A 3,372-nucleotide genomic window follows, 5' to 3' on the forward strand; every position below is an offset into this window, starting at 1 on the left:
GCCACCGATCCCCGGGACACGGACGAGGCGCAGGCGCCGACCGGGCAGGGCGCCGCCGAACTGTGCGACCAGGCCCAGGACCTCGCCGGGAGCGGCCACCTCAAACGCGCGGCCAGGCTCTACCAGCAGGCGGTGGCCGCCAACCCCCACCCGCGGGTGCAGGCCCGCGCCCTGCTCGGCCTGGCCGTGGTCGAGGACCAGCGGGGAGACCTGGCCGCCGCCCGTGAGGCCGCCCGCCGCGCCCTGGCCACCGGCGACCCGCGCTACGCCCCGCGCGCCGCCTATCACCTGGCGCTCTCCCTCGAACAGGACGGCGACCACGCCGAGGCCGACCGCGTCTGGCGCCGCCTGCTCGACCTGGGCGGGGCCGACTACACGGCCGTGGCGCACTACGGGCTGGCCCGCTCCGCCGAGGGGCGCGGCGACACCGGCGGGGCCGAGGAGCACTGGGAGGCGGCGCTGGCCCTGCCGTCCGACCCCGGTTCGCTCGGCCGCCTGCACGCGGCCACCGTCGTGGACGCCTCCCGCGACCTGGCCGAACGCCTGCTGGGGCGGGGGCTGCCGGGCGCCGCCGCGGCCGCGGTCGAACGCGGCCTGTCGGTCGCCGACGACCCGGGCCTGCGCCTGCTGCGCGCCGCCACCCACCTGGAGCACGCCATCGCCGACGTCGGCGCCATCGTGGACCCGGACGCGGCCTTTGAGGACGCCGAGGAGCCGGGGGCCGCGCCTGGCACCTTCGCCGCCGCCGTGGAGCTCCTGGCGGGGCTGCTGGCGCTGCGCGGGGACCCCGGCGCGGCCGAGCGGGTCTGGCGGCTGGGCCTGGGGGACCGGGACCCGGACACCGCGGGGCAGGTGCGCCAGAGGCTGCGCAGGGGCTTCGCCGGGCCCGAGGAGGACGGCGGGGCCGGGGAGGCGTGGTGGGACCCCTACCTGGAGGAGGCCGCGGCGACCGCGAGCGCGCCCGCGCTGGCGGGGGAACTGTTCGCCGTGGTCACCCAGATGCACGCCCTGCTGGCGCTGCCGGTGGCCGAGGGGGAGGCGCGCCCGGCGGCGCTGCGGGCCGTCATGGAACAGGCGCTGCGCACGCCGAGCGGACTGGTGTGGGGGCCCGGAGTGCACGCCGACTTCCGGCGTCGCCTGAGCGAGGCGATGGGCGGCCAGGACGTGCTGCCGGAGGGGTGGCCCGACGCGGTCCGGGAGTGAGGCCGGGGACGGGCCCCGGCGCTCGTGCGGTCACCGGGGGCCGTCGGGGGACACCTCACCGCCCGGGGGTGCTTGCCGGGCGGGGTACGTCGGCCTCGCGGCCGCGGTGTGCGGGTGCGGCCGGGCGTCAGGCGGCGACGCGGGGCCGGTGCGGGGCGACGACCGCCCCGTCGGGAAGCAGCTCACCGGTGTCGTCGAAGAGGACGACACCGTTGCAGAGCAGGCTCCAGCCCTGCTCGGGGTGGCTGGAGACGACCCGGGCCGCCTCGCGGTCGGTGTCCTCGAAGGACGGGCAGGCAGGTTCGTGGCTGCACATGGGACAGGCCTTTCGGTCCAGAGGTGCTCGTCGTTGAGCTGACGCCAAGAGTAGTGGTTCACATCACATGCTTGTCGCGGTTTAACACGGATGTGTTCGCCCCGCCGCTGTCGTCCGCTCTCGGGAGGTGAGACACCCCCAGGCCAGCAATGGTTCTGCCCCGTCCGTCCTCGGACACGAGGAACTCAGTACCCGCCGCGTGTCCGGCGCGCCGCAGGGCGGCTGCGCATCCCCGCGCCGGCCAGTCCGCCGTGCTGGAAGGCCCTGACCAGCTCGCCGCCGAGGTTGACCCCCGCGCCCAGCGCCAGGCCCACCGTGACCGCCTCCGCGAGGCTGAGCAGCCCGGCGGAGGGGTCGCCCTGCGTGATCTCGATCAGGCCCCGGTACAGGATGCTGCCGGGCAGCAGCGGGGCGATCGACGGGACCAGGTAGGGCAGCACCGGTCTGCGCGTGCGCCGCGCCAGCCAGTGGCCCACCACGCCCACCGCGACCGCGCCCGCGACCGTGCCCACCACCGCGGGCACGTGCAGCAGGTCGCGCATGCTCGCGTAGATCACCCAGATCATCACGCCGAGCACGCCGATCATCGGCAGCATCCGGGGCGGTACGGCGAGCGAGATCGCGAAGGCCACCGCGATCCCCGCCGCGCCGATCAGCACGGGGACCTCCATCGAGGTTCCCGCGGAGGGGAGGTCCTCCAGGTTGATGTTCACGCCCAGGCGCTGGGCGGTGTAGGCGACCGCGCCCACGCCGGACACGATCGCGCCCAGGATGAAGAAGGTCTCCAGCAGGCGCGCCGCCGCCGACACGTAGGTGCCGCTGATGCCGTCCTGGAGGCTGGAGACCAGCGGGCGTCCGGGCAGCAGGGCCATGATGTTGCCGGTGATGATCGCCCCGGCCTGGAGGCCGAGGTCCAGCGTGGTGCTGGCCCACAGCAGCGCCACGCCGATCGTGGCGGCCACCACCGCGGCGCCCGCCATCTGGTAGAACTCCGCGACGCCCCGCTTGGCCAGGAACACCGACGTGCGGTCGCCCATGACGGTGGCCAGGAAGGCCGCGGTCGCCACGATCAGGCCGCCGCCCACCATGAGGCTCGCGCTGGAGGCGATGAGGCCGAACCCGACCGCGATGAGCCAGTTGGGGTAGGGCATGCGGGCGCGCCTGATCTGGGTCAGGCGGGCGGCGGCGTCCTCCAGTTCCAGCAGGCCGAGCGCGCACTGCTGCACCAGGGTGTGCAGTTCGTTGACGCGGAAGTAGTCCAGGGTGCGGCGGCGCACCACCCGTTCGCCGGTGATCGGGGGGTGTTCGCCCCCGGGGTGGGTGGACAGGGTGATGGTGGTGAAGGTGACCGAGACCTCCGAGCGGGGCAGGTCGAAGGCGACCGAGAGGCTGAGCATCGCCTCGCTGACGGCCTCCGTGCCCTCTCCGCTGGCGAGCATCAGCTCGCCCACCCGCAGCACCAGGTCGATGGCGCGGGCGTCGGGGAGGTTGACGTCCTCGGTCTCGTCGAAGCCGTCCGGGGTCAGCTCCCGCTCGTGCGCCTCGCGCCAGTCCCGCATCCTGCTGAGCAGGCGGTCCTCGCTCGGGGGCACGGGTCGCTCCCGCTTGCTTGGCATTCCTGTCTCCGTCTCCTCCCCGCCTGTACCCGTGGTGACCGGCGTGCTGTGGACAACCCATGAGGGGACGCGGTACCGGAGGGTGGGGTTCGCCCGGAACGGGGCTCGTGGCCGGTGAGTTCGATCACCGGATCATCCTGTCAAGGCCGGGGGCCCGTCCACAGCGACGCGCCGGGGTCCCCGGCGCCGCGCCCGGGGCCCGTGTTCGGGGGGTCCGGGGCCGGGCCGGAGCCTGTG

The 3,372-nt window shown here is 75.1% G+C and carries 3 protein-coding genes; 1 reads left to right on the plus strand and 2 read right to left on the minus strand.

The genetic code is table 11. The features are described 5' to 3' along the window. A partial coding sequence (locus DQW06_RS04995; RefSeq protein ID WP_157983344.1) for a tetratricopeptide repeat protein occupies nt 1–1,203 on the plus strand: 1,203 nt, incomplete at its 5' end. Between the two features lie 127 nt (nt 1,204–1,330). Here DQW06_RS04995 and DQW06_RS05000 read toward each other — a convergent pair. Both DQW06_RS05000 and DQW06_RS05005 read right to left on the minus strand, forming a co-directional pair. After that, a complete protein-coding gene (locus DQW06_RS05000; RefSeq protein ID WP_013152513.1) occupies nt 1,331–1,519 on the minus strand; it encodes a DUF5999 family protein in 189 nt (62 codons plus the stop codon). 185 nt (nt 1,520–1,704) lie between these two features. After that, the gene (locus tag DQW06_RS05005) at nt 1,705–3,078 is read right to left on the minus strand and encodes a threonine/serine exporter ThrE family protein (RefSeq protein ID WP_041553093.1); all 1,374 of its coding nucleotides are present in this window, start codon (nt 3,076–3,078) and stop codon (nt 1,705–1,707) included. Nucleotides 3,079–3,372: the final 294 nt, after the last annotated feature.

The sequence above is a fragment of the Nocardiopsis sp. TNDT3 genome (assembly GCF_003427465.1).
Classification (GTDB): domain Bacteria; phylum Actinomycetota; class Actinomycetes; order Streptosporangiales; family Streptosporangiaceae; genus Nocardiopsis; species Nocardiopsis dassonvillei.